Source organism: Streptomyces sp. 3330, from assembly GCF_031456635.1.
In the GTDB taxonomy this organism is placed as follows: Bacteria; Actinomycetota; Actinomycetes; order Streptomycetales; family Streptomycetaceae; genus Streptomyces.
This window is the reverse complement of the sequence record NZ_JAVDVA010000006.1, coordinates 99,091-123,743: the sequence shown is the minus strand read 5'-3', so window position 1 is coordinate 123,743 and position 24,653 is coordinate 99,091. Positions and strand designations below refer to the sequence as shown.

Here is a 24,653-nt window from a genome sequence, read left to right as displayed (position 1 = left end):
GGTCAGTCCTTCAGTCCGGCGTTGATGTCGGCGTTCATGACGTACTTCTGGAACACCAGGAAGACGACGATCAGCGGGATCATGGAGATGACCGACCCGCCGAGCAGCACCGACCAGTTGATGTTCTGCGCCCCTACGAGGCTCTGGATGCCGATCTGCACGGTGAACTTCTCGGGGTCGTTCAGCATGAGCAACGGCCATATGTAGTCGTTCCACCGCCACTGGAACGACAGGATGGCGAGCGTCAGCATGATGGGCCGGGAGAGCGGCACCATGATCCGCAGGAAGATCGACAGCTCCTTGGCGCCGTCGATGCGCGCGGCCTCGATGAGCTCGTCGGGGACCGTCAGGAAGAACTGGCGGAACATGAAGCAGCCGGTCGCGGTGAGCAGGGCCGGGAGGATGATGCCGGCGAGCGAGTTGTAGAAGCCCAGGTCGCGGACCACCAGGAACAGCGGGGCGAGCATGACCTCGGCAGGGAGCATCGTGGTGGCCAGGATGCAGAGGAAGAAGGCCTTGAGCCATCTGTTGTCGTACTTGGCCAGCGCGTACCCGGTGCAGCAGCTGACACCCACCGTGAGGATCGTCGCGATCACACAGACGAGGGTCGTGTTGATGAAGTACTGGGCGAAGTTGGCGCTTGCCCACGCTTCCTTGTAACCCGACACGGTGGGGTTCTGCGGGAGCACCGTCAGCGGGAGGGAGAACAGGTCTCCCGCCGGTTTGAAGGAGCTGAGGACGAACCACAGCACCGGGATCCCGTAGAGGCCCGCCAGGACCCACAGCAGAGTCGTCGGGGCAATCGCGCGCCGAAGCCCGCCGGTCGCCGACCCGCGGGACCTCTTCTTGGAGACGGCCCGTACGGAGTCGGGGTGGGACTTGCGCGGCATGTCTGTGGTTGTCATCGGTTCTCCACCCGCCGGTTGACCATCATCTGGATGATCGCGACGCCCATCAGGATGAGCATGAGCACGAACGACGCGGCGCTCGCGTAGCCGATCTGGCCTGCCTTGAACCCCGTCTGGTAGATGTACTGGACCAGCAGGTTGTTCGACGTTCCGGGTCCGCCGCTGTTGAGGGAGGCGAACACCGCGTATTCCTTCATCGCGTGGATCGTGTTGAGCAGGATGACGATGAAAGAGGTGGGCGCGATACTCGGCAGCGTGATGCTGATGAACTGGCGCCACGGACCGGCGCCGTCGAGCGCCGCCGCCTCGTAGTACGACGTCGGTACGTTCTTGATCGCCGCGATGAACAGCAGCATCGAGAAGCCCGTCCAGGCCCAGGCAGCCGCCACCACGACCACGATCAGCGACAGATCCGCGTTCGACTGCCACGGAACGGCGCTTCCGCCGAGCTTCTCGATGAGGTAGTTGACCAGTCCGAAGTTCTCACCGAACAGCCATCGCCACAGGACACCCACGATGATGGGCGACAGCAGCCACGGGATGAAGAAGAAGAGCCGGGCGACCGACGCGCCCTTGGCGTGCTTGCTCACCAGCACGTTGGCGATGAGCAGCGACAGCACGAAGTTCAGCGGAACGAAGAGCACGGTGTACAGCAGCGTGCGGGTCGTCGCGTCGTAGAAGGTCGAGTCCCCGAGCAGCTTCTGGTAGTTGTCCAGTCCGACGAACTGGAACGACCCCACGCCCGTGTAGTTCGTGAAGGAGTAAACGAGCCCGATCACCGCCGGCCAGATGAAGAACAGCGCGAAGAGCACGACATTGGCCGCGATGAGGACGAGCGGCGCAAGGGTGTACTTACTACGGCTCCTGGGCGGGCTCACGGACACGTCCGGGGCTCGTTTTGTCATCTTCCTGACTCCGTGCTGGTGGATGGGATTGCGGTGGGCTCACATGGGCCCGGCATCACGCGGACGTCCAGGTCCGGGCGGCGGTGGCTCGCACCGCCGCCCGGACGGGCCTACTTCACGCCGCCGACCTGCTGGTTGTAGCCGGCCACGATGTTCTCCAGGGCCTTGTCGGCCGACTGCTCACCGTTGATCGCCTTGCCGATCTCCGCCTTGGTCGGGTCGTCGGTGAGGCTCTTGCCGTTCAGCGCCCAGTTCGTCTGCGCAACGTTGAAGTAGCCGGAGATGGGGGCGTAGAGCGGAATCGACTCGTTGTAGAGCTTGAACGCCGCCTGCGCCGCCTCGGACTTGAAGGGGTACGTCGGGTTCAGGCCGCTCTCGACCGGCAGGAACCCGGACGCCTCGCACAGCGCCTTGTAGTGCTCGGGCTCGTACAGCCACGAGATGAACTTGTTCGCGGCGGTGGCCGCGTCGCCGTTGTTGTTGAAGCCCACGACCATGCCGCCGCTGTTGACGTCGCTGGCCTGCACCGGCTCGGCGGGGGTCGGGACGCTCGCCCACTCGAACTTCGTGACGCTCTCCGCGAAGGAGGCGACCTGCCACACACCGGACCAGTAGGCGACGACGTCACCACTCTGGAACATGGCCGACGGGTCGGCGCCGCTGGTCCACACCGACTTCGGCATGGTCTTGTCGTCGTTCCAGCCGACGAAGGTGTTCACGGCCTTCTTGGTCGCCTCGTCCGCCGAGAACTTGCCGGAGGAGTCGGCGTGCATGTACTGCCCGCCCATCTCGTACACCATGGCGCGGAGTCTGGACGGCGACTGGTCGAACGTCAGGGAGTACTTGGCCTTGGTCTTCTCCCGGACCTCGTTCGCCGCCTTGATGAACTCGGTCCAGGTCCAGGTCTTGGAGGGCGAGGTCGGGTAGGAGACGCCGGCCTTGTCGAAGAGCGCCTTGTTGATGAACATGCCGGACGCGGTGACGTCCGAGGGGATGGACAGCACCTTCCCGGACGAGTCCTTGGCGACGAAGTTGGCGTTGATCTTGTTGGTCTTGTTGTCGGCGATGGAGCTGAGGTCGAGCAGCTTGTTCGACCAGATCGGGTCGATCTTCGGCACCGCCGCCACGTCGGGCAGGGAGTTCGCCTGCGCGGCGTTGTGCAGCTTCGCGTCGTAGCCGTCGTACGGGATGTTGACGAGCTTGACGTTGACGCCGGTTTCCTTCTTGTACGCCGCCACCGACGCCTTCCAGCCCGCGTCCTGCCCCGGAACCGTGGAGATCCAGAACGTCAGCGACTTCGACGTCCCGCCCGAGCCGGAATCCGACCCGCAGGCGGAGAGCAGCAAGGCACCTGCCGTGGCAACGGCAGCGAGGGGAACCAGACGGCGTATGCCGCCGCGGCCGAGTCGGCGGGAGCGCCGCACACCCACACTGGTCATCTTCGATCCCTTTTCGTCATGGGAGATGGAGCACGGCGCCGATCGATGCGGCACGGGTGCATTTTGCAGGAGGTTTCGCTTTCCGGGGGGCGCGGCCTCGCCCGGCCGCGTCGCCCTGGAGGATGGGGTCCCCGGCCATGAGGGCCGTCGTCGCACAAGCACGCCCTCGTGCGGCTGCCGTACGTCGAGTACGGGCGGGAGGCTCATCCGGAGTCGGCGTCCCGGCCGACTTAGAAAGCGCTTGTCCGGACATTGGCAGACCGAGTCGCGGGCCGTCAATCCTTGGCCCGCGCGGCCTCGGTCACGGTTTGGACTCCGCGGGCGACCGCGAGCCGTGCCGCGCCCGCCACCGTGCCGGAATCCCCGACCGTGCTGCTGACCACCTCGGTGGGCCAGCTCAGCCGCGCCAGCTCGGTCCGCACACCGGGCAGGAGCTGCGGATCCGCGCCCGTGCTGCCCCCCAGCACGATCAGGCCCGGGTCCAGCACGGCGGTCACGGCCGCGGCCAGCCGGCCCACGTCCGCGGCATGGCGGCCGACGACGTCGAGCGCCGGGGCGCGGCCCTGCGCCGCCAGGGCGAAGAGCTGCTCGGTGGTGCGCGGGCAGGGGCCGTCGGAGCTGCGCCAGGCCGCCGCGGCACGGCGCAGCAGCGACCGTGCCCCGATGTACTCCTCCAGTGCCTCCTGGCGCGGCTCACGGCCGTCGTCCCAGGGGTAGGGCAGCCGGGCCAGCTCCCCGGCGGCGCCGTTCGAGCCGCGCAGCACCGAACCGCCGACGACGATGCCGAGGCCGATGCCCACGCCGATCCGCAGATAGCCGAAGGTGTGCCGGCCGCGGGCGGCCCCCTCGTGCAGTTCGGCGAGCGCGGCGCAGTTGACGTTGTTCTCCAGGTGGACGGGCACGCCCGGCGGCAGCGCGACGGCCATGGCGTCGAAGACCGGGCCCGCCTTGGCGGTCGCGGGGCGCATCCCGCTGCCCTGCCGGTCCCGCGCGGCCACATCGCCGACGGCGACGACGATGGTGCGCAGCGGCATGCCCTCGGGCAGCGCGTCGAGCGCCTCGCGCACGGCGTCGGCGGCCTCCGTCCGGGACGCGCTCGCCTCGGCCAGCAGGGAGCCGTCCAGGGCGCAGCCGCGGACCCGGGTGCGGGCGGGCCCGAGATCGACGGCGAGCACGGCGCCCGCGGCCGGCCCGAGACAGTAGACGGCCGCGGAGCGCCCGGTGCCGCCGGAGGAGGTTCCGGAGTGCGTGGCGAGCCGGGCGCTCTCCAGCTCCGCCACGGCGGCCGACACCGTCGGCTTGGACAGGCCCGCCAGGCTCGCGAGCTGCGGCCGGGTCGCGCTGCCCGCCTGCGCCAGCACGGCGAACACCGCACTCGCGCTCTCGGTCAGGCGGGGGGCTTCCGCCACGTCGAGTTCCACAGTTTCCCCCACACGGGTACAGGGCCGCGCGCCCGGGCCGATCGTCTCGGCGGGCTGCGGCGATGGGATGCTCCGACGTCGCGCGTCCCCGTCCCGCGGCGGCCCGGGCGGGAGCCTGGACGGTCGAGTGCGCGATTGCTCTTGACGCACTGTACTTCGTTAGTTAACTTCCTAACGAACTTCACGGTACTCGCCTGCCGTGCTCGTCAGAAGCCCGTCCCGGGGCTTCCCTAGTTCACCGATCCGCCATCCCTCAGACACGGTTCGCCCGCCGTCGCAGCTCGACGCAGCAACGACGAAAGAGGATCCGTGCAGGACTCTCCACCTCCGGCCCCCCTCGTGGTGGGCGTCGACGTGGGCGGCACCAAGACCCATCTCCGCGCCCTCACGGACGACGCCGTCGTGGCCGACCACGTCCGCGGCAGCACCGGCTGGCGGCCGCACGATCCGGCCGCCGCCGCCCGCTGGCTGACCGGCCTCGTCCACGAGACGCTGCCCCCGGGCGCGCGCCCGGCCGCACTCGCCGTGGGCGCGCACGCCTGCGAGACGCCCCGCCAGTGCGCGGCGATCCGCGACGCCCTCCAGCTCTCCCTCGGTGTGCCCGCGCGCGTGGTGGGCGACGCCGAACTGCTCGCGCCCGCCGCGGGACTGGCCGAGGGGGTCGGCCTCGTGGCCGGCACCGGCTCGGTCGCGGTGGGCAGGCTGCCCGACGGCGATCCCGTCCAGGTGGGCGGCTGGGGCGCGGTCCTCGGCGACGAGGGCGGCGCCGCCGGTCTGGTCCGTGAGGCGGCCCGGGCCGTGTGGGCGGCCCACGACCGCGGCGAGAAACCCGGAACCCTGGCTCGGGGCCTCCTCGCCGCTCTCGGCGTGCCCGAGGTCCCGGCGCTCGGCGCGGCCCTGGAGAGCGCCTCGGACGTCTCCGCCGAGTGGGGACGGCACGCTCCCGCCGTCTTCGCGGCCGCGGCCGACGGCTCCGCGCTCGCCCGTTCCGTGATCGCCGAGGCCGGCGCGGCGCTCGCCACGCTCGTCGCCCGCCTCGCCGCGCGCGGTGTCGCGGTCGACGACGTGGTCGTGGCCGGCGGCACGGTGCTCGGCCAGCCGGCGCTCTACGAGGCGTTCGCCGCCGCGCTCGCGGGCGCGGTGCCCGGCGCGCGCCCGCAGCCGCTCACCGTGGCGCCCGTCGAGGGCGCGGTGGCGCTGGCGCGCTCCCTCCTGTGAGGGGCGGGCCGCTCGTTCACCCGCAGGACACGCACCGGTCGCCGGGCCCTCGCGGCAGCGACACGACCCGGCCGTAGATCTTCGCTCGTACGCGTCGTGCGGCGCACACGCCGTCCCAGGACCGACGCGCCGCTCCCGATCGCACGTACCCCGCAGGCATCACCGCACGTCCTTTCAGGCCGCACGGCCGACGAACTCGAGAGAGGCACATCCATGCCGTCACCCGCCGGGCAGTCCACCCCCTCGGCCGTGAACAGAAGGCGCTTCCTGCAGGTCTCCCTCGGCGGCTCGGCGGCCCTGGTGGCCGCGCCGACGCTCGTCTCGTGGCTGGGCGCCGCCGACGCCAAGGCGGCGACGGGCCCGCTGCCGTTCGTCGACGACTACCGGACGAACATCACGGCGAACAGCACGCCGGACACCAACGCCGTGGTGCGGATCCTGGGCGGCTTCGCCCAGGTGTGGAAGACCGGCGCCGCCTGGAACACCGGCACGCCGCTGCGCCCCGACGTCCTGCGCGCCAACATGCGCTACTGCATCGCGATCACCCGCGCCCGCTCGGAGGCCGCGGGCCGTGAGGCGTTCGTCTACGACCGCCAGCACCAGAGCTACGCGATGATCGGCGGACTCGGTCCGCTGGCGGAGCTCTACAGGACCGGCGCCAGAGCCGTCACGTCGGTCACCGCCGCGCCGGACACCACCCCCGCCACCACGATCAGTGACGCGGTGCCCGCGGACGCGCCCGCCGGCTCGGCCATCGGCGCCGGCTCCTACACCTCCGACCTCGGCCAGGTGGCCCGGCTCGTCGACACCGTGCGCGGACCGTTCGCCTCCGGCAACCCGGCCAAGTACGCCTTCCAGTACCCGCGCCCGTGGCGCATGAACGAGAACAGCGAGGTCGTCGACACCGGCAGGACCGACGCCCTCGGCTTCCCGGTGTACGACTCGAAGGTGGTCGTCGTCCCGCAGCTGCTGCGTCAGCGCGGCACCTCCGCGACCGACGACGGCGGCTTCCCCAGCGGGCACACCAACGCCTTCCACCTGGCGTCGCTGGCCTTCGCGTACGCCGTGCCGGAGCGGTTCCAGGAGCTGGTGACCCGCGCCCTCGAACTCAGCCACACCCGGATCGTCTCGGGCATGCACTCGACCGTGGACGTCCTGGGCGGCCGCGTCATGGCCACCGCCCTCGCCGCCGCCGCGCTCGCCGACCCGGCCAACGCCGACCTCAAGGCGGCCGCGCGCGCGCAGGCGCTGGCCTACTTCACCGAGAGGACCGGCACCACGGCCGACACCCTGGCCGCCTTCGCGCACTCCGACGCCACGGACGCCTACGCCGACCGGGAGGCCAACGCGCGCGCCAACGAGCCCCGCATGACCTATGTCCTGGAGCGCGAGGGCCGCAGGACGCCGCTCACCGTGCCCAAGGGCGCCGAGGTGCTGCTGGAGACCCGGCTGCCGTACCTGACGGCCGCCCAGCGCCGCGAGGTGCTGCGCACGACCGCGCTGCCGTCGGGGTACGTCCTGCTGGACGGCTTCGAGCAGTGGGGCCGGCTGAACCTGTTCGCCGCGGCGGACGGGTACGGCGCCTTCGACTGCGACGTCACGGTCACGCTGGACGCGTCGAAGGGCGGTTTCGGCGCCGCCGACGCTTGGCGCAACGACATCGACGGCGCGGGCGGCCTGACCAAGCGCGGCTCGGGCACGCTCACCCTGACGGGGCACAACGGCTACCGCGGGGGCACCGTGCTGGCGCAGGGCGTGCTCGTCGCCGGGCACGCGAACGCGCTCGGCCGGGGCGACGTGCGGCTGATCGGCGGCACGCTGCGCGCGGACGCCCCGGTGCGGGTGCGGGGCGGGTGGGCCCAGGAGTCCGGCGCGGCCCTCGACCTGGCGCTGCGCGGGCACCACGGGCCCGTCCTCACGGTGTCCGGCCGGGTCCGGCTGGGCCGCGGCGCGGTGCTGTCGCTGCGCCTCGACGCCGACCGGCCGCCGGCCGCGGGGACGACGGTCCCGGTGATCGCCGCCTCCGCGCTGCGCGGCCGGTTCGACCGCGTCGAGCTGAACTCCGACCGTCTGCGCGCCGTACCCGTGTACACGGCAGACGGTCTGTCGGTACGACTCCTGAAGCGGTAGCACCCTTCGCGGCGGGAGCCGGTGCGCGGCGAGCCCCCGAGGCGGCTCCGCACCGGCTCCGGCCACCGTCCGGCCGGTGTCACCGCAGGGCGGACGATGGCAACCGAAGCGCACCCGGTCCCGCGGACCACCCCCGACGCGAAGGCGGCGCGGCCATCGCGGTCGGTCCGCCGTCGTCTCCTCGTCCCGGTCCTGGTGGCCGTCCTGCTGACCCAGATGGCCGTCGTGATGGTCACCGCCGCGGTGCTGCAGACCCCGACCATCGACGAGCCGGTGTACGTCGCCACGGCGGCCGACTACCTCCACGCGCACCGGGTGCGCCTCAACCCGGAGCATCCGCCGCTCGGCAAGCTGGTGGTCGCGGTCGGCGTGGCCGTCGCCCGCCCGCACGTCGATCCCTCGTTCACGGGCGGCCAGGAGGCGGCGGGCCGGCACCTCCTGTACGGGTCGGGCAACGACCCCTGGCGGCTGATGCTGTGGGCCCGGCTGCCGGTGATCGCGCTGACCCTGCTGTTCGGCCTGGTGGTGTTCGCCTTCACCCGTGACCTCGCCGGGCCCGCCGCCGCGCTGACGGCGCTCGCCCTGTACTCCTTCTCCCCCGACGTCGTCGCGCACGGGTCGCTGGCGACGCTCGACGTCCCGGCGGCGGGCTTCCTGCTGACCTCGGTGTGGCTGCTGTGGCGGGCCGTCACGGCAGCGCGCGCCGGTACCTGCCGCTCGCCGGGGCCGCCCTCGGCGCGGGGCTCGCCACGAAGATGAGCACGCTGCCCGCGGTCCCCGTGCTGGCGGCCCTGGCCGCGCTGTCGGTGTGCGCGGGACGGCGGCCCCGCACCGTGCGGCGGGCCCTGGCGGCGGCGGGCGTGGTGACGGTGACCGCCGTCGCCGTCGTCTGGGCCGCGTATCTCGCGGTCGATCCGCTGCTGCGCTGGGATCCCGGGACGACCCATGTGCCCGTGGTGCACGGTCTGCGCGGGCACCTGGTCCGGACGCTGCCCTTCCCCGAGGCGTTCCGGGACGGCATGCGGATCCAGTTCGGCCTGGAGAACCGGTCGTGGCAGGGGTTCCTGTTCGGGCACCGCTACACGGGCGCCCGCTGGTACTACCTGCCGGTCGCCCTGGCCGTGAAGACACCGCTGGGCATGCTCGCCCTGTGGACGGCCGGGGCGGTCGCGATGACCGGGGTGCGACGGCTGCGGCCCGCCGCGCCGTACGTGCTGGTCCCGGCCGCCGTGCTGCTGGCCTCGGCCATGACCGGGGCGCGGGACCTGGGGACCCGGTACGCCGTCTTCCTGCCGATGTTCCTGGCGGTGGCCGCGGGCTGCGTCCTGACGGTGCGCCGGCGGTGGGCTCCCGTCGTGGTGGGGGCGCTGGCCGCGTTCGTCGCCGTCAGCTCGCTGCGCACCTTCCCCTGCTATCTGCCGTACTCCAACGAGGCGTTCGGCGGACCGGCCGACACGCATCTGCGGCTGCACGACTCCAACGTGGACTGGGGCCAGGACCTGGGCCGGCTGGCGGACCGTCTGCGCGACCGCTATCCGGGCGAACGGGTGTGGCTCGTGTACAAGGGCAGCGGGGTGCCCGCCTCCTACGGCATCGACGCCGACGACCCGCGGCGGGTGCCGCCCGAGCGGGTGCACGGGCTGCTGGTCGTGTCGGACTCCGCGGCCGCCGAGGGCCGGGACGGGCTGGACGTGCTGCTGCGCTCCAGCAGGCCGGTCGACGAGGTCGGCCACTCGATCACGCTGTACCGGCGGTAAGCCGCGATCACCGGGTGTGCGAGGGGTGTCTTCGGCCTCCCTTTCCGGGGCGGTCCCTGAAGTATGTTGAGCCCGTGGAAGACAAAGGAGGCGCACCGGTGCCATCGCCGCAACAGGCACGCGCACAGGCATCCGCGATCACCTCGGGCAGAACCGGTCCGGAGACGGAGGTGTCCCCGACCTCCCGGCTCAGGGCCCTCTTCGACGGACCTCATCTGTCCCCGGGGCAACGGCGCATCGCCCAGTATCTGATCGAGCACATCACCGAGGCGGCGTTCCTGTCGATCACCGACCTCGCGGACCGCGTGGGGGTCAGCCAGCCGTCGGTGACCCGGTTCGCCGCGGCGGTCGGCTTCAGCGGGTATCCCGCGCTGCGGGAGAGGCTCCAGTCGATCGCGCTGGGCGCCCTGGCCGGCGGCCCGGCGGCGGCCGAGGTGAACCGGAGCAACGAGCTCCAGGCGGCGGTCGAGGCGGAGATCGAGAACCTGGAGAACCTGCGGCGCGACTTCGCCGACCCGGACCGGGTCATCGACGTGGGGCGCAAGCTGTCCCAGTCGACGCCGCTGACCGTCCTGGGGCTGCGGATCTCCGTCTCGCTCGCCGAGTACTTCGCCTACGCCGCCCGCCGGGTCCACCCGGACGTACGGCTGGTGACCCGGGGCGGCAGCGTCGCCTACGACGCGCTCCTGCAGTCCCGGGAGGCGGGCGGCACCTGGGTGCTGGCGTTCTCGATGCCGAGGCATGCGCAGGAGACGCTGACCGCCGTGCGGGTCGCGCGCAGCGCCGGTCTCAAGGTCGCGCTGATCACCGATCTGGCGCTGGGGCCGGTGGCCGACGAGGCCGACGCCACCTTCGCCACCGGCACCGGCTCCCGCCTGGTCTTCGACTCCTACGCCGCCCCGGGCGTGATGGCCGCGGCGCTGCTCCAGGCCATGACCGACGCGGGCCCCGAGCGCACCCAGGCGCGGCTCGAGGAGTACGAGCAGATCGCCGAGCAGCACCAGTTCTTCCTGCGTGAGTGACCTTCCTTCCCCAGGCACCCCCCCTCCCCCGGCATTGCACAGTGGGATCTTTGCGGGCAAATCACGCATGAATGTTTTCATACGTCTTGCAAACAGGTCGGCATATATAAATACTGCAGACGGCCGCATCCGCCCGCCAAGGGCTCATGTACGGGCACCCGAAACCGCCGTCCCCTACCCGCGTCGGCGCCCAGGGTGTTCGGGGCATCGCTTGCGCGAGCGCCCGTGGCGGCCCCGGTCTTCCCCTGGGCCGGGGCCGCCCCGAACCGTCGGACCACCGTCACGACGCCAACACCGGAAGCGATGATCATGACCCTGACGACGACGCGCATCAGTTCGGACTGGCCGTGCCAGGTCAAGACTCCCGGCAGCTACGACTGGGAGCGCTCGGCCGCCAAGTGGCTGCGCGAGCTGGTGCCCGCGCGCTACGCGAGCTACCCGGCGCTGCTGCGCCACCCGGTGCTGCTCGCCCGTCACGCGCAGATCCAGGTCCAGAACGAGGTCCGGGTGGCCCGCACCGCTCTGCAGACCGCCCGCGCCGACCTGCCCCGGCTCGGCCTGCCCGAGTCCGTCATCGAGCACACGATCAAGATGTACGCGGCCGAGGTCATGCAGTTGCAGCACATCGCCCGCAGCGTCCGGGCGGTCACCCAGGCCCTGGCCGAGCAGGGCTCCGGACGCTGAGCGGGAGTCCGTCCGCCCCTCCCCGACGGGTATCACGCCTGGCGGGAGCGTTGCCGCAAGACCTCGATCGAAGTCACCGCGATATGCCATGCTCGTGGCGTGACGAGCGAACCCGCCCTGCCCGCTCGGTCCGGTGACGTGCCCGACATGGCGGCACTGAGCCGGATCGTGGCGCGCCAGCGCGCGGAGATGGACCGGCTGCAGGACCTGGCGGCCACCGCGGCCGTGCTGGAACGCGCCAAGGGCGCGGTGATGGCCCAGCTCGGCTGTTCCCCGGACGCCGCGCAGGAGGAGCTGCAGCACCGGGCCAAGGCCGGGGAGCGGACGCTGCTCGAGGAGTGCTGGATCGTCCTCGGCGCGCTCTCCGCGGCGCCGCATCGCGCCGCCGAGCCGGATCCGGTCGGATCTCCGGCGCGCAGGACCGCGCCCGGACCGGCTCACGAGGAGATCGCCGCCGACGCCCTGGGACGCCTGAGCCGGGTCCTCGTCCGGGTCGGCACCCCGCACGATCTCGCCCGGTGCCTGCTGGACCGGCTCGCCCCGGACGTGGGCGCCGGCGCCGTGATGATCTTCGCCCGGCGGCCGGGCGGCGGGCTGGAGCTCACCGGGCACGCCGGCATCGAGAGGACGCTGGCCGAACAGTGGAGCCGGGTGCCGCCGGTCAGCGGGATCGCCGCGCTGGACGCGCTCACGGCGGGGCAGCCGCGCTGGCTGGAGAACCTCCGCAAGGACGCCGAGCGGTACCAGCTGATCGGGGACCCGCCCGAGCGGTGGCCGTCGCGGGCCTGGCTGCCGGTGGTGACCGGCGGGACGGCCGACGTCGTGCTCGGCGTCCTGCGCCACCGCGAGGGCCCCTTCCCGCCGCGGGTGCGCGAACACCTGCTGGCCGTCGCCCAGTTGTGCGCGGGTCCGCTGCGCACGTTCGGCAGCCGTCCGGATCCCGCCCCGGACGAGGCCGCCGACGCCGTGCAGACCGTGCTCGACCGGCTGCCCGTCGCGGCGGTGCTCCTCGCCCCGGTGCGCTCCGCGCAGGGGGACGTCGAGGACTTCCGCATCGACGCCGCGACCAGCGTGACCTCCGACGCCGTGGGCCGCAGCGGCCGTGAGCTGGTCGGCCTGCGCTTCCTGGAGTGCTGGCCGGAGGCGGCCCGCGACCCGTTGTGGGAGGGATGCCTCCGGGTGCTGGCCGACGGACGGCCGTACGAGAGCGAGCCGTTCGCCCGGCAGCAGATCGTGTCCGGGGTCAGCGAGCTGGCCACCTTCTCGGCGCGGGTGATGCCGTCGGGCGGCGGCCTGGTCGTCAGCTGGGTCCGGCACGACCCCTCCGACCGGCAGGAGCAGCGGCTGGCGGACGTGCAGCGGCTGGGCAACCTCGGCTGGGTCACCTGGAACCCGGACACCGGCGAGGGGAACTGGTCCTCCCAGGTCTTCCGCATCTTCGAGCGGGATGCCGCGCAGGGGGTCGTGCCGCTCTCCGGGCTGCCACGCCTCGCCGCCCCCGAGGACGTGCCGACGCTCGCCCGCGCCGTCGGGGAACTGGTGCGGCACGGGCGGCCGTGCGACGTGCCGTTCCGGATCGCCACCCGGGCCGGCGTCCGGCATCTGCGGATGGTCGCCGAGGCCGTCCCGGACGCCCACGGCACGCCCGTCGAGGTGCACGGCTTCGTGCAGGACGTGACCGCGCAGCGCAGCGCCGAACTCGCCCTGGTCGCGAGCGAGCGGGCCATGCTCACCCAGCACGGGGTGCTCGAGGCCGAGCGCCTGGTCGCCGCCCGCCTGCAGGACGCGCTGCTGCCCCTGCCGAAGGAGCCCGTCCGGCTGGCCGGGCTGCGCGTGGACATCGCCTACCTGCCCGCGCAGTCGGGCCTCAGCGTCGGCGGCGACTGGTTCAGCGCCATCGAACTGCCCGACGGCGACGCCCTGTTCGTGGTGGGTGACGTGGCCGGGCACGGCATGGGCGCCGTGGCCTCGATGGCCCTGCTGCGGTTCACCGCCAAGGGCATGGTCATCACGGGTTCGTCGCTGACCGGAGCCCTCAGCCGCCTCAACGCGCTGCTGCTGCACTCCCGCGACCCGCACGGCTCGGCCACCATGATGCTGGCCCGCTACCGCCCGCGCGAGCGACGACTGGAGTGGGCGCAGGCGGGCCATCCGCCGCCGCTGCTGGTGCGCGCCGGTGAGGCGCGCTACCTCGAACGTCCCTTCGGGGTTCTGCTCGGGGCGAGCGACACGCCTCGCTACGAGGCGGCGGAGGTCGGCCTGGAGCCCGGCGACCAGATCCTGCTCTACACCGACGGCCTGGTGGAGCGGCCCTCGGAGAGCATCGACCGCGGTCTGGAGCGCCTGGCCAGGGCCGCCGCTCCCGGTCCCGGGGCCGCCCCCGCGCCGCTGGACCGGCTGCTGGGCGCGACGCTGGCGCCGGAGGGGCGGGACGACGTGTGCGTGCTCGACATCCGGGTGCCGGCCGACGCCGAGGGGGAGGGCGGTTCGGGGTAGGGCGGCTCAGTCGCCGCGGTGGCGCCAGTACCACAGCGCCCCGACGACGACGGCCAGCAGGAACACGACGGGCAGCACCAGACCCGGGATGCGGGACACGTTCATGCGGACGGCTTTCGGCTCGGCGGGCCGGGGTGCCGAGCGCCCGCCGACCCGCCGTCCATGGTGACACGCGGCACACCGGCGGCCGCGGCCCTTTGACGAGGCGTTACCCGGTCATCCGCCGCCCGACGCGGTACGGGACTCCAGATCGCGGCGGGTGTCGTCGCCGTAGACGCCGCTCTCGTCGCCGCGGATGCCGTACCAGAGCTGGAAACGCGCCACGGCCTCGGTGAGCACGGTGCCGTAACGGCCGTCGGTGGGGCCGTCGTCGTACACGTTCGGGATGCGCAGCAGGCGCTGCTGGAGGTCGGCCACCTCGGCGCCGCTGTCCCCCTCGCGCAGGGTGCCGGCTCCGTCGGGATCCGCGGACCCGGTCGCGGTGGCGGCCGGGGTCGGGGCGGCGGCCGCCGGCGGGGGTGTCTGCGCGGCGGCCTCGCCGCCGCGGCCCGGCAGCAGCAGCGCGCAGGCGAAGCCGACGAGGGCCGCCGCGCACACGCCGACCGCGACGGCGCCGCGGCGCAGCCCCGCCCCGGACCCGGTGCGGGCGCGCGGCCGCGTGCCGGCCGCTGTCGGCGCGGCCCCGGATCCGACCCGCTCCCGCGCCGCACCTTCCCGGCTGGCGCGGCCGTCGCCGCCGGGCAGCGGTCGGTGCCCGCCGCGCTCACTCGCCCAGTCCCGGCCGCCGCGTGGCGTCGGCGTGGCGGTGGCCGTGGTCTCCGCGGTGGCCTTGCGAGGGTCCCCTCGCGGGTACGGCGGGACGGGCGGGAGCGGCGGGAGTTCCTGCGTTTCCGCCTCGTCCAGGGCCTGTGCCTCGGGCCGCAGGGGTATCGACTCGTAGGCGTCGGGGTCCTGGGTCAGTTCGGTCATCTCGCGGAACAGCTCCGCGAGCGCGTCGGTGTTGCGCGGTCGCAGGACCCTGATGGGTTCCAGGACCGGGCGCTCGTGCGGCTTGCCGGGCTCGTCCGGTGTCGGCACGCTCGTCTCCCTCCCGTGGGTCCCCCAGGAGAGATACGGGCGGACGGCCGGGCGGGTTCAGCCGGCGAGGAACCGGTGCAGGGAGCGGGCCGTCGCGGCGACGAAGGCGTCCTGTCCGGACTCGTCCAGGGCGTCGAGGGACAGGTAGGGGTTGAGGTCCTCCAGCTCGACGAGCAGCAGTTCGCCGTCGGGGGCACGGCAGGCGTCGACGCGCTGGATGCCGTGCGCGAGGTCGTTCCAGTCGATGAAGCGCCGGGCGAACTCCAGGTCCCGCACGGTGGGCCGGTAGGGCTCCAGCTGCCAGCGGCGGTCCGGGTGCGGCGCGTACAGGGCGTACTGGAAGTCGTGGTCGACGTAGGTGAAGGACACCTCGTAGGCGAAGTCGACGCACGGCTGGACCAGGACCGAGCCGTCGGCCACCGCGGCCACCGCGTCGGGCGGGAGGATCCGCAGGCCTATGGAGTCGGCGCCGAGCTTGGGCTTGACGACGTACCGGTCGGCCTCGGGCAGCCGGTGCAGGTCCTCGGGACGGTCGACGGTGGGGATGACGGGGTGGCCCGCGGCGCTCAGGTTGAGGAGGTACTGCTTGCCCGCCATGTCGGCGCGGCCGGTGAGCGGGTTGTAGACGCGCACCCCGTCCTGGAGCGCCCGCTCCCGGAAGGCCTCGTACTCCTTGCGGTAGCCGAGGACCGGGCCGCTGTTGCGGACGACGACGCCGTCGAAGGAGTGCATCAGGGAGGCCGCGTCCAGCGGGTGGCACAGCGCCAGGTCGAACTCCGCGCGCAGCCGGGAGGTGAGGAAGACGTCCTCGTCGCCGTAGCGGCGCCCGCGCGCCCGGTAGGCCAGGTCCGTGACGTAGAGGAGACGGGGGCGGGCGGCGGACATGCGGTCTCCTGAGGACGGTCGAACGGTGCGGAAAGGTTACGTCAGCCGGTGTGCGGGCGGTCCGGGGCGGTACCGCCGCGGCGGCAGGGACGGCGGCGGCCGCCGGGACGCGCGGGGGGCGATGGGCGGGCGGGTCGTACGATGACAGGACCGTCGTTTTTCTCCCGAAGGGCTCGTCGACTCCCGTGACCACCGCAACACTGCTCGACGGCAAGGCCGCCGCGGCCGACATCAAGAGTGAACTCGCCCTCCGCGTCCAGGCGTTGAAGGAGCGGGGCATCCATCCGGGGCTGGGCACGATCCTCGTCGGCGACGACGCGGGCAGCCGTTCGTACGTCGGCGGCAAGCACCGCGACTGCGCGCAGGTCGGCATCGCCTCGATCCGCGTGGAACTGCCCGCCGACGCCTCCCAGGCCGACGTCGAGGCGGCCGTGCTGCGGCTCAACGCCGACCCGGCGTGCACCGGCTTCATCGTGCAGCTCCCGCTCCCGGCGCATATCGACACCCACGCCGTGCTGGAGCTGATCGACCCGGTCAAGGACGCCGACGGACTCCACCCGACCAACCTCGGCCGGCTGGTGCTCGGCATCCCGGGCCCGCTGCCCTGCACCCCGCGCGGCATCATCGACCTGCTGCGGCGCAACCGGGTGGAGATCACGGGCCAGCAGTTCTGCGTCATCGGCTGCGGTGTCACCGTGGGCAGGCCGCTGGGCCTGATGCTGACCCGCAGCACCGAGCACGCCACGGTGACCCTGTGCCACGAGGCCACCCAGGACACGGCCGCGCACGCCCGGGAGGCGGACGTGGTGGTGGCCGCGGCCGGAGTGGCCCACCTGGTCAGGCCCGACTGGATCAAGCCGGGCGCGACGGTGCTGTCCGTCGGCCTCACACGCACGGTGGAGGGCATCCTCGGCGACGTCCACCCCGACGTGAGCGGTGTCGCCGGGTCCTTCTCGCCGCCGGTCGGCGGGGTCGGGCCGATGACGCGGGCGATGCTGCTGACCAACGTGGTCGAGGCCGCCGAACGGATGTGACACCGGCGCCCGGCACGGGGCACTCGGTCCCCCCGCGGAGGGAACTGAGTGCCATCGGTGTCGCTCAGGTGTTACGTTCGCGTCCATGAGCGCCACTCACAAGGCGGAGGCCAAACCGCCCATGCGGGACGCCCTGGTCGCGGCGGCCTTCCGGCTGTTCCTGGAGCGGGGCTACGAGCAGACCACGGTCGACGACATCGTTGCCCTGGCGGGTGTCGGCCGGCGGTCCTTCTTCCGCTACTTCCCCTCCAAGGAGGACGTGGTCTTCCCCGACCACGAGCGGTGCCTCGCCGACATGACGGCCTTCCTGGCCGCGAGCGGCGAGGAGCACGAGCCGGTGCGACGCGTCTGCGACGCGGCCCGGCTCGTCCTGCTGATGTACGCCGAGAACCCCTCCTTCTCCGTCCAGCGCTACCGGCTCACCAAGCAGGTGCCCGGGCTGCGGGCGTACGAGCTGTCCGTCGTCTGGCGCTACGAACGCGCCCTCGCCGAGTACCTGCGGGGCCGCTTCGCCGGCCGCCCCGACGGCACCCTGCACGCGGACGTGATCGCGGCGGCCGTGGTCGCCGCCCACAACAACGCGCTGCGCTCCTGGCTGCGTTCGGACGGACAGGGCGACGCGAGCGCGACCGTGGACCACGCGCTGGGATACGTGCAGTCGGCGTTCGGCACGGCCCCGGCAGCCCCGGCGCCCGGGGCCCGCCCCGTGTTCCCGGCGCTCCCGGCCCCGCCCGCCGACGCACTGCCGGAGGACGTCGTCGTCGTGGTCTGCCGGCGCGGGGCGCCGCTGTGGCGGGTGGTGCAGGAGTTCGAGTCGGCGCTCGGACGCGACTGAACTCCGCCGCCGACCCCGTCGGGAGCGCCCCGGGGACCCCCTCCGTATCACCGCCGGACCCCCGCCGGACCCCCGCGAGATTGTGGGTACGCAGTACCTTTACGCGTGGCACTGAGTGCCATACTCTGTGGGCGTGCACGGCGGCACGGCTGACCGGGCACGTGCGTGCACGGGTGAGCCGGGCACGTGGATTCCGGCCGAGTGCAGGGAGTTGACCCGCGTGTACCACTACTCAGGAAACGCCGTTCAGCAGGCCGCCGGCTCCGCGGCGGGCGTCCTCGACCGCGCGAGCACCGACGGCGACACCATCCTCTTCCAGCGCTGCACCTGGTGCGGCACCGCGATGTACCACCGGCTGCTGTGCCCGGTGTGCCAGGGCAGCGACCTGCGCACGGAGCGCAGCGAGGGCGCCGGTACGGTCCGCCACGCCACGGTGGTGAACCGCAACACCCCCGCCGCCCGCAATGTGTCCCTGGTGGAGATGGCCGAGGGTTTCGTCGTGCGCGGCCGGGTCATGGGCCCGCTCATCGGCATCCACAGCGGCGACCGCGTGCGGCTGTCCACCGTGAAGGACCCGGTGCGCGGTGAGCCGGTCTTCCAACTCCTCGACGAGCCGTACCGGGCCTGGCACTAGAACTTCCGCGTCGGCGGGCCGAGTCCGGACAGCGGGATGCCCGCTGTCCGGTTCTTTGCGCTCGGACGACGTGATCGCCGGACACAGGCAACCCACAGAGGTGCTTTCGCTTCCTCCGGGGCGCGAGGGGCTCCCGATACGGACGGGGCCCCCGCGCTCCGAGTGTTGAGGAGTGGACCTTGATCCGTGCCCGGCGAATAGGTGTCACCGCCCTGGCCGCGCTCGCGGCCCTGGCGGGAACACCGGGACTGGCACAAGCCCGACAGCCCGCAGAGACCAGACCGTCGGCCGGCGCGGCCGACAGCGCGCTGCCCCCGGGATGGCAGGTCGGCGGGGAGGGCGCCGCCCGCGCGCTGGAATGGCGGTCGCCCACGCCCGTGCCCCCCGGCGACGCCCGCGTGGAGTTCCGCTCGGGCGAGCGGCTGCTCGGCGTACCGAGGGCGGAGAAGGACGGTCGCACCTTCCGGCTCTCCCTCGACGGCGTCGGCGGCGCCCCCCTGACGGACCTCCGGGTGCTGGCCGGCGGACGCCGGCTGGACGCCGCCGCCGACTCCGGCCACCGGGAACGCCGTGCACGCCCCGCCGGGCCACCCCCGGCCCGGCTGCCCGCCCCGGCTCCGGCCAACTCCGTCGACCCGGGCAGGCCGGGCCCGTACCGCACGGTCAGCGGCGAGTACGGCCTCGCCCCCGTGAAGGTGCCGGGCTTCGACCGGCCGGTGGAGATGCAGGCGGTCGTGGTGGCGCCGAAGGGGGCCGCCGGCAAGCGGCCCCTCGCGCTGTTCCTGCACGGCAGACACACCACCTGCTACCGCCCGGGCAGCGACGACCTCGACATCTCCTGGCCCTGCCCGGCCGGCCTGAAGCCGGTCCCGAGCTACCGGGGCTATCTCCAGGACCAGCAACTCCTGGCCTCGCAGGGCTATGTCACGGTGTCGGTCTCCGCGAACGGCGTCAACGGCCAGGACGGCGAGGCCGAGGACGGCGGTGCGCAGGCGCGCTCCTCGCTGGTGCGCCGGCACCTCGCCGCGTGGGCCGACTGGGCCGCCCATCCGGACCGCGCCCCGGCGTCGGTGCCCGCCGCGACGAAGGCGGACCTCTCCCGCGTCCTGCTCGTCGGCCACTCGCGCGGCGGCGAGGGCGTCAACCGCGCCGCCCTGGACAGCCTGTACCCGCCGCCCGCCGCGCAGGACGGCTACCGGGGCCCGGTCCGCTGGAAGATCCGCGGGACCGTTCTCGTGGGACCGACGATCTTCGGCCAGAATCCGGTCGCCGACGTCCCCTCCGCGACCGTCCTGCCCGGCTGCGACGGCGACGTCGCCGACCTCGAGGGCGAGACGTACCTCGACGGGACGCGCGGCATCGGCAAGGGCACGGCCCTGCACAGCGCGGTCTACGTGGTGGGCGCCAACCACAACTTCTTCAACACCGAGTGGACGCCGGGCAAGGCCGTGGCGCCCTCCTTCGACGACTTCGGGGAGGACCCGGACGCCCCGCAGCCCGACCCGGTCTGCTCCACCGGCGCCCCCACCCGGTTGACCGCCGACCAGCAGCACCGGGCCGGCGCGACCTACATCGCGGCCGCGGCCCGGCTGTTCGTCGCCGGGGACGACCGGGTGCGCCCGCTGCTCGACGGCACCGGCAGGCGCGCGCCGTCCGCCGACCCGGCCCGCGTCCTGACGCACGCGGTCGGCGCCCGCCGCACGGGCGGCTTCGTGCCCGACGGCGGCGTCGAGGTCACCGGCGGCCGGGTGTGCTGGGCGGACCCCGACCCGGCCAGGGCGTGCCTGGACGCCGACGCGACGGGCATGTCCCCGCACTTCGGCTGGTGGGATCTGGAGAAGGACTCCGCCAAGAGCGCGGTCGCGCTGAAGTGGTCCGCGCCGGGCACACCGACGCGGATCGCCTCGCTCGCCCCCGTCTCCCTCGCCGGCGCCGCGAACCTGGCCCTGCGGGTCTTCGTGCCGCCGAACACGACCGGCACACAGCTGGACGTCGCCGTGACCGACGCGGCGGGCCGCCGTGCCACGCTCGGCCGGGTCACGGTCGACGGCCTGCCGGGCTCCGGCCGCACCGCCTCGTACTGGGCCCGCGAACTGCGGGTCCCGCTGACCGCCGCCACCCGCGCGGGCCTCGACCTCGGGCACGTCAAGTCCCTTGTCCTGACTCCGCGTTCGGGATCCGGGCAGGCCTGGTTCATGGACGCCTGGGGCTGGGCCCCGGGCACGCCCGCGGTCAGGGCGGCGGCGCTGCCGCGGGTCGACATCGGCCGGCTCACGGTCGCGGAGGGCGACTCCGGGACCCGCACCTACCACGTCCCGGTCCAGGTGTCCGGGCACGGCAGCGGCCGGGTCCGCTTCTACGTCGTCGACCCGGAGACCCGGGAGGCGACGGAGAAGCTGGTCACGGTCCGGGCCGGCAGGACCCCGATCGACGTGCCGATCGAGGTGAAGGGCGACACCCGCTTCGGCTACGACGTGAGTCGGGACCTCCTCGTGAAAGCCGTGCGCGGCGCGGTCGTCGGCTCCTACCGGGGCGGCGTGACGGTGCGGAACGACGACCCCGCGCCGGAGGTGACCCTGACTCCGGTCGCCGACCGGGTGACCGAGGGCGAGTCGCTGAGCTGGCGGATCACCCTCTCCGAGACCGCCGACGTGGACTTCTGGCAGCCGGTCCGGGTGCTGCCGGTCACCGGGGGCGCCGAGCTGTCCACCAAGGACGTGGACCCGCAGTGGCTGCTCGACCACTCCGGTGACGTGCCCGACCCGGAGCGTCCGCTGTCGGACGCGAACCTGTGGGTCTGGCTGAACATCCCGGCCGGGACCACCGGCGCCGACTTCACCGTGCCCGTGGTGAAGGACCAGGTGGCCGAGCCGGCCGAGTCGATGCGCCTCGCGCTGACCGACGACGACGCCGCGCCGCTGCCGGACCGGCCGGTGCTGACGGGAACGGTCGTGGACGCGCCGTAGCACACCCGCGAGAGCGGGAGCGGGGCCCGGACCGCACGGTCCGGGCCCTCGCGCGGCTCCACGCCCTTCTCCGCTTCCCGCCCCTCCCGCCTCCCGCTTCCCGCTTCCCGCTTCCCGCTTCCCGGCTCCCGGCTCCCGGCTCCCGGCTCCCGGCTACAGCGTGACGCGTATCCCGACGGTTCCCTCCGGGCCCCTGCGCAGTCGGCTGCCGAGCAGGGTGAGGCGGCCCACGAGGCCGTACTTGCGGGCGAGCAGGGTCCGGTAGCGGGCGGTCGTGCGCGCGTCGCAGATCTCGGCGGTGGCCGGGATCTGCTCCCCGGTGGGGTTGCCGCGGGCGTCGCACGGGCCCACGAGGACATCGCCCCGGGCCCGGATCCGCTTCACTTTCCAGGAGTCCGTGACCGTCCAGACCCCGAGCGTGTCGCCGTCCCGCACCACCCACACGGGGGTGGCGACCCCGGTTCCGTTCTTGCGGTAGCTGGTGATCAGCAGGTACTTGCCCGCCGACAGCCGGTCCAGTGCGTTCTCAGCCATTCACGCAGTCTAGGCATCCGTACACCGCACCCTCTCGGCGGCCGCGGCTCGTCGTCCCGTGATCCGGCCGCCCGCGAGGCGGGTGCTCGCGGACCGGCCGCCCCGCGGAGGAACTCGCGCGGGGCGCCCGGTCCGACGGAGGGCCGGGCGGCTCAGCGGAGGGCGGCCGCCATCCGCCGCACGCCCTCGGTGAGGATCTCCCGCGAGGTGGCGATGTTCAGACGGACGTGCCCGGCCCCGCCCGTGCCGAAATCGAGCCCGCGGCTGAGGGCGACCCGCCCCCTCTCCAGGAAGACCGCGGCCGGATCGTCCCCGAGGCCGAGCGCCCGGCAGTCGAGCCAGGCCAGATAGGTCGCCTCCCCGGGCCGGTATCCGACGCCGGGCAGGTGCTCGGCCAGCAGGGCCGCGAGCAGACGCCGGTTGTCGTCGAGGCCGGCCAGCAGCGCGTCCAGCCACCCCGTGCCCTCCAGCAGGGCGGCGGTGTGCGCCAGTACGCCGACGTGACTCGGTCCGTGGGACACCTCCTCGGGCAGCAGGGCCAGGTCGGCCGCCGCTCCGGGGCCCGCGACGGCCAGCGCCGCCTTGAGCCCGGCCAGATTCCACCCCTTGGAGGCCGACATCAGCGACAGGCCGTTCTCCGCGCCGGGGACGGCGAGGTAGGGCACGAAGTCGACGCCGGGAGCGGTCAGCGGCGCGTGGATCTCGTCGGCGACCACCCGGACGCCGTACCGCTCGGCCAGCGCGGCCACGGCGGCCAGTTCCCGTGCGGTGTGCACGGTGCCGGTCGGGTTGTGCGGGCTGCACAGCAGGTGCGCGGCACGGCGACCGCCGGACACCTCGCGCCGGTACGCCTCTTCCAGCACGGCGAGGTCGAGCCGGCCGTCCGCGCCGAGGGGCGCCTCGGCGATCCGCCGGTCCATGTGCTCGGCGAACTGGAAGAACGGCGGATACACCGGCGGGTTGACGACCACCGCATCACCGGGCCCCGTGACCAGCTTGAGCATCTCGACGACGCCCAGCATCACATCGGGCACGATCGCCGTCCGCTCGACCGCGAGCCCGTCCCAGGCCCACCGCTTCGCGGCGTACAGGGCCAGTGCCTCGGCATAGGCGGTGCCCGCCGGGTAGCCGGTGTCACCGAGCGCCAGCGCCTGCGCCACCGCGCCGACCACCGGTTCGGCGAGGGGCACGTCCATCTCCGCGACCCACAGCGGAAGGACGTCCGCGGGATGGGTACGCCACTTCATGCTCGTACGGCGTCGGAGCCGGTCGAGCGTGAGGGCCTGTAAAGGGTTCGGTGCACCGGGCGTCTCGTGCGGGATGCTGGTCATGGGGCACAAGATAGGGGGCTGTGGTGTGACCTGGGATCACGTGAACGGGACAGCTGTGGCGGACGCCGGCGGCATCCCGGAGATCGCCTGCGACGAGTCGGGGTCGGACGGCGAGAACCTCACCGGCGGGAACACGGACGTGTTCGCCCACGCGAGTGTGCTGCTGTCGGCCGACTCCGCCGCCGGACAGGTACAGGAGATCCGGAACCGGATCCGGTCTCCCGCCGAGGAGTACAAGGCCAACCATCTGCTCCGGGAGAAACACCGGGCGGTTCTGGAATGGCTGCTGTCGGCCTCGGGTCCGTTGTACGGGCACGCCCACGTGCACCTCGTCGAGAAGTCCTTCTTCGTCGTGGACCGGGCCGCCGACCTGCTGCTCGGCGACCCCGGGGCGGCCGTGTCGCTGTTCCGGCACGGGCGGCGGACCTTCACCGGGGCGGAATGGCGGCGATTCCTGGAGGCGGCCAACCAGTTGCTGTGGGTGCGCCACGACGGTGAACCGGACGCGCCCGTCGAGCACTTCTTCCGCACGGTCGGAGAACTGCGGCAGCGGTATCCGGGGACAGCGGCGGCCGACATCCTCGCGCGGCTCGCGGAGGAACGCTCCCGCGCGCTCGCCTACCGGGCCGGCATCCAGGACGGGCCGTTCGTGCTGACCCCGGTCCTCAATCCGCTGCTGCCCTCGATCCTGCACACGGCCGACCACTGGAGCGCCGGCGGGCGTCCGGTCCGGCTCGCGCACGACCGGCAGAACATGCTCACCCCCGAGCGGATCGCCTGGATCGAGGGCGCGGCCCGGGTGCGGGGCATCCGTCTGGCCGGCTTCCGGCTCGTCGTCTCGCGGCTCGACCCGCGGGTGCAGCTCGCCGACTTCCTGGCCGGTATCGCCCGCCGGATCGCCTCCGACGAACTCAACGGCCGCGGCGACCCGGCGCTGACCGCGCTGCTGCGTCCCTACACCGGCGCGGCGGCCGTGTGGGGCGACGAGCGCAGCTGGGCGCGGCTCGGCCCCACGACGGAATCGGGCGGACGGTCCGCGCGGCTCGACTCACCGGTCCGGATTACCGGTCGGTGCCTCCCGCTCCCCTTCTTCCGTCCAGGAGCCGGCCCGTGACCGTCGCGTTCCGGAGCGAGCACGGCACGCCCCGGCTCACCCAGCGCACGCCGGAGGACGTGGCCCGCTTCCTCGGCGGCCTGGAGCTGCTGGAGCCGGGCGTGGTGTCGTGCGCGCGCCGGCGCCCCGGTGGCGGTCGGGGGGCGGGGGCGCGCCGGACGAGGTCGCGATGTCCGGCCGGGTGGCGCGCCAGCCCTGAGGTGATCATCTCCGGACTGAACGCTGCGGGGCCCTCGCACGTATGGAGGTGAGGGCACTCAACG

18 protein-coding genes and 2 pseudogenes are annotated in these 24,653 nt (G+C 73.3%); 12 read left to right on the top strand and 8 right to left on the bottom strand.

Annotated features, from left to right (window positions below; translation table 11 throughout):
- Positions 1–2: 2 nt before the first annotated feature.
- From J2X68_RS12610 to J2X68_RS12595, 4 genes are all read right to left on the bottom strand, one after another.
- The gene (locus tag J2X68_RS12610) at positions 3–905 is read right to left on the bottom strand and encodes a carbohydrate ABC transporter permease (RefSeq protein ID WP_310432574.1); all 903 of its coding nucleotides are present in this window, start codon (positions 903–905) and stop codon (positions 3–5) included.
- On the bottom strand, positions 902–1,813 hold the full coding sequence (locus tag J2X68_RS12605) for a sugar ABC transporter permease (RefSeq protein WP_310432573.1): 912 nt from the start codon (positions 1,811–1,813) through the stop codon (positions 902–904). Before J2X68_RS12605 ends, J2X68_RS12610 begins: the two co-directional genes overlap by 4 nt.
- Before the next feature lie 110 nt (positions 1,814–1,923).
- The gene (locus J2X68_RS12600; RefSeq protein WP_310432572.1) at positions 1,924–3,252 is read right to left on the bottom strand and encodes an extracellular solute-binding protein; all 1,329 of its coding nucleotides are present in this window, start codon (positions 3,250–3,252) and stop codon (positions 1,924–1,926) included.
- Positions 3,253–3,527: 275 nt separating this feature from the next.
- Positions 3,528–4,661: an ROK family transcriptional regulator gene (locus tag J2X68_RS12595; protein WP_310432571.1), complete on the bottom strand. Its 1,134-nt coding sequence runs from the start codon at positions 4,659–4,661 to the stop codon at positions 3,528–3,530.
- A 321-nt stretch (positions 4,662–4,982) separates the two neighbouring features.
- On the opposite strand from J2X68_RS12595, the gene J2X68_RS12590 reads away from it, so the two are divergent.
- From J2X68_RS12590 to J2X68_RS12565, 6 genes and pseudogenes are all read left to right on the top strand, one after another.
- Complete coding sequence (locus J2X68_RS12590; RefSeq protein WP_310432570.1) at positions 4,983–5,891, top strand: BadF/BadG/BcrA/BcrD ATPase family protein; 909 nt, start codon at positions 4,983–4,985, stop codon at positions 5,889–5,891.
- A gap of 213 nt (positions 5,892–6,104) precedes the next feature.
- Entirely contained in the window at positions 6,105–8,021 is a 1,917-nt protein-coding gene (locus J2X68_RS12585) for a phosphatase PAP2 family protein (RefSeq protein WP_310432569.1), read from the top strand.
- 96 nt (positions 8,022–8,117) lie between these two features.
- A pseudogene (locus J2X68_RS12580) lies at positions 8,118–9,778 on the top strand (glycosyltransferase family 39 protein).
- 98 nt (positions 9,779–9,876) lie between these two features.
- Positions 9,877–10,800 (top strand): MurR/RpiR family transcriptional regulator, encoded by a 924-nt coding sequence (locus J2X68_RS12575; protein ID WP_054241013.1) that lies wholly within the window; start codon positions 9,877–9,879, stop codon positions 10,798–10,800.
- A gap of 303 nt (positions 10,801–11,103) precedes the next feature.
- Positions 11,104–11,484, top strand: coding sequence for a hypothetical protein (locus tag J2X68_RS12570; RefSeq protein WP_310432568.1), 381 nt, complete (start codon positions 11,104–11,106; stop codon positions 11,482–11,484).
- Between the two features lie 147 nt (positions 11,485–11,631).
- A complete protein-coding gene (locus J2X68_RS12565; RefSeq protein ID WP_310432788.1) occupies positions 11,632–13,980 on the top strand; it encodes a SpoIIE family protein phosphatase in 2,349 nt (782 codons plus the stop codon).
- 216 nt (positions 13,981–14,196) lie between these two features.
- Here J2X68_RS12565 and J2X68_RS12560 read toward each other — a convergent pair whose 3' ends face one another.
- Together J2X68_RS12560 and J2X68_RS12555 are read right to left on the bottom strand one after the other, a co-directional pair.
- The gene (locus J2X68_RS12560; protein WP_310432567.1) at positions 14,197–15,057 is read right to left on the bottom strand and encodes a peptidoglycan-binding domain-containing protein; all 861 of its coding nucleotides are present in this window, start codon (positions 15,055–15,057) and stop codon (positions 14,197–14,199) included.
- A 57-nt stretch (positions 15,058–15,114) separates the two neighbouring features.
- Positions 15,115–15,942, bottom strand: a complete 828-nt coding sequence (locus J2X68_RS12555; RefSeq protein ID WP_310432566.1) for a hypothetical protein — start codon at positions 15,940–15,942, stop codon at positions 15,115–15,117.
- A gap of 185 nt (positions 15,943–16,127) precedes the next feature.
- On the opposite strand from J2X68_RS12555, the gene J2X68_RS12550 reads away from it, so the two are divergent.
- The 4 genes from J2X68_RS12550 to J2X68_RS12535 all read left to right on the top strand — a co-directional run bounded on the left by J2X68_RS12550 (position 16,128) and on the right by J2X68_RS12535 (position 21,411).
- Complete coding sequence (locus J2X68_RS12550; RefSeq protein ID WP_307166753.1) at positions 16,128–16,976, top strand: bifunctional methylenetetrahydrofolate dehydrogenase/methenyltetrahydrofolate cyclohydrolase; 849 nt, start codon at positions 16,128–16,130, stop codon at positions 16,974–16,976.
- A 121-nt stretch (positions 16,977–17,097) separates the two neighbouring features.
- Positions 17,098–17,811: a TetR family transcriptional regulator gene (locus J2X68_RS12545; protein WP_399039890.1), complete on the top strand. Its 714-nt coding sequence runs from the start codon at positions 17,098–17,100 to the stop codon at positions 17,809–17,811.
- Positions 17,812–18,031: 220 nt separating this feature from the next.
- Positions 18,032–18,445, top strand: a complete 414-nt coding sequence (locus J2X68_RS12540; RefSeq protein WP_020129036.1) for a Zn-ribbon domain-containing OB-fold protein — start codon at positions 18,032–18,034, stop codon at positions 18,443–18,445.
- A 179-nt stretch (positions 18,446–18,624) separates the two neighbouring features.
- Positions 18,625–21,411 carry a hypothetical protein gene (locus tag J2X68_RS12535; RefSeq protein WP_310432564.1) on the top strand — a complete coding sequence of 929 codons (2,787 nt, stop codon included), beginning with the start codon at positions 18,625–18,627 and terminating at the stop codon, positions 21,409–21,411.
- A 153-nt stretch (positions 21,412–21,564) separates the two neighbouring features.
- Here J2X68_RS12535 and J2X68_RS12530 read toward each other — a convergent pair whose 3' ends face one another.
- Positions 21,565–21,945: a PPOX class F420-dependent oxidoreductase gene (locus J2X68_RS12530; protein WP_310432563.1), complete on the bottom strand. Its 381-nt coding sequence runs from the start codon at positions 21,943–21,945 to the stop codon at positions 21,565–21,567.
- A gap of 152 nt (positions 21,946–22,097) precedes the next feature.
- On the bottom strand, positions 22,098–23,276 hold the full coding sequence (locus J2X68_RS12525; RefSeq protein ID WP_310432562.1) for an aminotransferase class I/II-fold pyridoxal phosphate-dependent enzyme: 1,179 nt from the start codon (positions 23,274–23,276) through the stop codon (positions 22,098–22,100).
- Here J2X68_RS12525 and J2X68_RS12520 point away from each other — a divergent pair.
- Positions 23,275–24,390 carry a hypothetical protein gene (locus J2X68_RS12520; protein WP_399039803.1) on the top strand — a complete coding sequence of 372 codons (1,116 nt, stop codon included), beginning with the start codon at positions 23,275–23,277 and terminating at the stop codon, positions 24,388–24,390. The genes J2X68_RS12525 and J2X68_RS12520 overlap by 2 nt on opposite strands.
- Positions 24,391–24,392: 2 nt before the next feature.
- Positions 24,393–24,589, top strand: a pseudogene (locus J2X68_RS12515) (SAM-dependent methyltransferase); the annotation flags it as partial.
- Between the last annotated feature and the right edge of the window lie 64 nt (positions 24,590–24,653).